Annotated in this window: 6 protein-coding genes; 3 read left to right on the top strand and 3 right to left on the bottom strand. The window is 37.5% G+C overall.

Going from position 1 to position 3,511, the window contains the following annotated elements; translation table 11 throughout:
• Positions 1-477 precede the first annotated feature (477 nt).
• Positions 478-978, top strand: a complete 501-nt coding sequence (locus GYX26_RS11125) for a hypothetical protein (protein ID WP_174829300.1) — start codon at positions 478-480, stop codon at positions 976-978.
• 19 nt (positions 979-997) lie between these two features.
• Here GYX26_RS11125 and GYX26_RS11500 read toward each other — a convergent pair whose 3' ends face one another.
• Positions 998-1,270 (bottom strand): hypothetical protein, encoded by a 273-nt coding sequence (locus GYX26_RS11500; protein WP_238791289.1) that lies wholly within the window; start codon positions 1,268-1,270, stop codon positions 998-1,000.
• Positions 1,271-1,330: 60 nt separating this feature from the next.
• Between GYX26_RS11500 and GYX26_RS11495 the strand changes: the two genes are divergently transcribed.
• Together GYX26_RS11495 and GYX26_RS11110 are read left to right on the top strand one after the other, a co-directional pair.
• Positions 1,331-2,464 (top strand): polymorphic toxin type 47 domain-containing protein, encoded by a 1,134-nt coding sequence (locus GYX26_RS11495; protein ID WP_238791288.1) that lies wholly within the window; start codon positions 1,331-1,333, stop codon positions 2,462-2,464.
• 68 nt (positions 2,465-2,532) lie between these two features.
• On the top strand, positions 2,533-2,976 hold the full coding sequence (locus GYX26_RS11110; protein WP_174829299.1) for a DUF6756 family protein: 444 nt from the start codon (positions 2,533-2,535) through the stop codon (positions 2,974-2,976).
• 89 nt (positions 2,977-3,065) lie between these two features.
• On the opposite strand, the gene GYX26_RS11105 is transcribed toward GYX26_RS11110, so the two are convergent.
• Both GYX26_RS11105 and GYX26_RS11100 read right to left on the bottom strand, forming a co-directional pair.
• A complete protein-coding gene (locus GYX26_RS11105) occupies positions 3,066-3,296 on the bottom strand; it encodes a hypothetical protein (RefSeq protein ID WP_174829298.1) in 231 nt (76 codons plus the stop codon).
• The coding region (locus GYX26_RS11100; RefSeq protein ID WP_202984320.1) for a hypothetical protein at positions 3,293-3,511 on the bottom strand (219 nt) is incomplete at its 5' end. The genes GYX26_RS11105 and GYX26_RS11100, both read right to left, overlap by 4 nt.

The raw sequence follows: 3,511 nt of genomic DNA, 5'->3' as shown, positions 1-3,511 counted from the left end.
TTCAGCTTCTTTTAAAATAGATACGATCTGATGTTCAGTCATCTTTTTCATGTTTAAATCCTCTGTGGGTTAATGAAGAGAATTTTCTACTTTGGGACTGTACTATTTTAGGGGATAGTTACAGAGCGAGTAAAACTCCTGATACAATTGAAAATGGAAAGAAAATGCCAGGAAAAGTTTCAATTCAGTTTGGTGTAGGTACCGGATTTTCTACTTCTGAAAGTATTCAAAAATCCAACATGGTACCAATTGGAAAAATATTTAAATGAGAAAATATTAATTTTTGGAACAAGCATAAATGGACTCTATTTATGCTTGTTTTGTTATGCTAATTTTATTAAAACAACTCTACAAAAGAGAAAATGAAAATTTTTGCTATTATATGGATAATGATAAAAGAAGTGAATATGATGGAATAGTTATTGGAATTGTTTAAACCATATATATAAGTTATTAAAGCTGCTGGAAGGCTACTAAATGAGGAAAATAAAAGACTTGTGGAAGAAGTATGAATGGATTGTAAGTATTCTGATAATGATATGCTGGTTTTCTATATTTAAATATGTTAATTGGGTGGAAAAGAATGGAAAATTTGGCTATGAGCTAGATAATGATGAAAAGGAAGCAATAATGATGAAACAATTACCGGAATTGTTGCACCCATTTGTTTTAAACAAAAATTTTGTTAGAACGAAAAGAGGAGGGGTGAGTAAGATTTATATAATGTTTGAATTCAAACATGATGATTATAAAAGTATAAAAAAATTGTACAATACTATTGATAGAAATAGTCCTAATTTAGGTTTTAAGGATGGTTGTCGTGGTAAAGAAATGATCACCGTTTCCAGTTTAGATGATTATTACATTGATCCAACAGTAATTGGAATACAACCCAAGCGATATGCTGTTAGATGGGAATATCCTAATACAACATGTACGCACCAAAGTCAAAGAGACATCCAAGGTACTAAGAGCTAGATCTACAGTGCGAAGTAAATCAGGAATTCAGCAAAAACATGCAGGCTATCTCAGCCTTCATCAATAGCAAAAAAATAAACTGAAAGAAGAACTGAAAAAAGAAAATCTCAGCCCAGAGGAGCGCGCGCAGTATGAAAAAGAACTGGCGCAATGGAATACCGGCGGGCTGATACTGAATGCCATCGGCGCAGGACTGGCCGCACCAACCAATAATATAGGTGGCATTATCGCCGCCACCGCGAGTCCGGCACTTTCGTATCAGATTGGGCAGTACTTCAAAGTTCTGGCTCATAAAAACCAGATAACTGGAGGTAAAGATGCATTAACCGCCGGTCAGGAAGCAGCACATATATTGGCACATGCCATATTAGGAGCAGCGGTAGCGGCAGCTGGAGGCAATGACGCCCTAGCCGGAGCATTGGCCGCAGGAGGAGCGGAGGCAACAGCACCAATACTATCACAATGGCTGTATGGCAAAAATCCTGCAGATTTAACAGCGGAAGAGAAGTCTACAATTTCAGCCATAGCAGGCCTAGCCGGCGCAGCGACGGGAGCAGCAGTTGGCGGTAGTATGGCGGATGTAGCACAGGGTGACCAAGCTGGGCATGTTGCGGTGGATAATAATACAGTACTAGGAGATAAGATACCAGAATATATAGAAAATGCAAGGCAGTACTGGCATACAGAGCAAGAAGCCAAAGATTATTTAGATGTAATAAGAAATGTAGCTGTAAATGCAGCAATGGGTTCAGCTGACAGCGTGATAGGTACAGCTGATTATGGGATAGACTCATTAAATGCAGTAGTTTACTGTCTGGGCTTTACTCCAACTTATTGCAGCCAGTCACAAGAAACCCTAACACCCAAAAATCAGGAAATAGTTAATAGTGTCAAAGCATCATTAGATGTACGCACTTATAAAAAACTTGCAGAACTGATAGCAAAAGCAGCGCAAGGAGATTTACTGGCAACAGAAGCGGCAGGAGAATTACTAGCTTCCACATTGGTAAATAAGAAACCAAAACCAACATCGATAAACGGAGCGGCCAGTGTAGGCAAGAAGGCTGAAAAAGGTGGCATCTCTGGAGATAGTGGAAAAGCTTCATCAAGTTCTGCTAAAAATAATGTTAATCAGCATAATGACCCAGCATTTAAGAATGGATATGTATGGAAGCCGGGAATTGATGCTGATTTAAGGGGAACTGGTAAAACATATCAGGATGCGCTAAATCAAGCATTTAATAAATTAGGAATAGATAAATCTGAATTTAGTGTTACTAAATGGGGTAGCGATAAAAATGGTAAAAGTTTTCCAACGGAATATAGAGTAACTCAAGGAAAAAATAAAGGCGCTGAAGTAAATATTGATATTGGCCACGATAATTATGGACCAGGTGTACCTCATATTGGATTTCAAACTCCAGGTAAAAATAATATAACGGGTCATATTTTGGTTGATGAAGTTCCTATAAATCGAACTAAATAAATTGTTATTAATGTATAATAGAAAATTATTTATTATCAATAAGTAAGTTAGAAAGTAGTATTAAAATTATGAGATACATAGCTGATGATTTTATTGTAGAAGCGAAGAAGCTTAGAATTTCTTATAAAGAAATCAATATGCAAGATGCTTTGAGAATACGTAATAATGTTGAAAATCTATATTGTAAAAAGGGATATGGAGCTTTATGGGAAAGAATTAGTATTGAAAATTTTGGTTTTCATACTCCAAATAATAAAGCAATCTTTAAGAATTTAAATGCTGAAATAAATAACGAAGTCATCATATTTTTTGAGGAATCAACAGATAAAACATTTTTTAAATTGAAAAATATTGTAGATTTAATGAATGTAGTGAATGAATTATTTGGGTTTGTGTTTTATATAACAGATGAAAATGAGAGTTTTTTATTATGCAGGAATGATCATGAATTCATAATTGGCGCAGGCAAGGCTAAAAAATGGGTTGAAAATTTGCTCAAAAATAGTACATAATAAAATTAATATAATGATTAATTACTCAGTTCTATGTTGTTTTATTCTCTGTTTGGGATAGTTTTTTAAGACATAAATTTCTTCAAAATTTAAAGGATGAACTGAAAAAAGAAAATCTCAGCCCGGAGCAGCGCGCGCAGTATGAAAAAGAACTGGCGCAATGGAATACCGGTGGACTGATACTGAATGCCATCGGCGCAGGACTGGCCGCACCAACCAATAATATAGGTGGCATTATCGCCGCAACCGCGAGTCCGGTAATTTCGCATCAGATTGGGCAGTACTTCAAAGGTAAAGATGCGGAAGGCAGCACAGCTCATCTGGTAGCGCATGCCGTACTAGGCGCAGCAGTGGCCGCAGCGGGTGGAAACGATGCCCTAGCTGGGGCATTGGCCGCAGCGGGAGCGAAGGCAACGGCACCAATACTGTCGAAATGGCTGTATGGCAAAAATCCGGCGGATTTAACAGCAGCAGAGAAGTCGACGATATCAGCAATAGCGGGATTAGTCGGTTCGACAGCAGGGGCAGCAGTTGG

The sequence above is a fragment of the Snodgrassella sp. ESL0253 genome (assembly GCF_013344965.1).
Taxonomy (GTDB): Bacteria; Pseudomonadota; Gammaproteobacteria; order Burkholderiales; family Neisseriaceae; genus Snodgrassella; species Snodgrassella alvi_B.
Note: the sequence above shows the minus strand (reverse complement) of the source record. Positions and strands in the feature narration are given on the sequence as shown.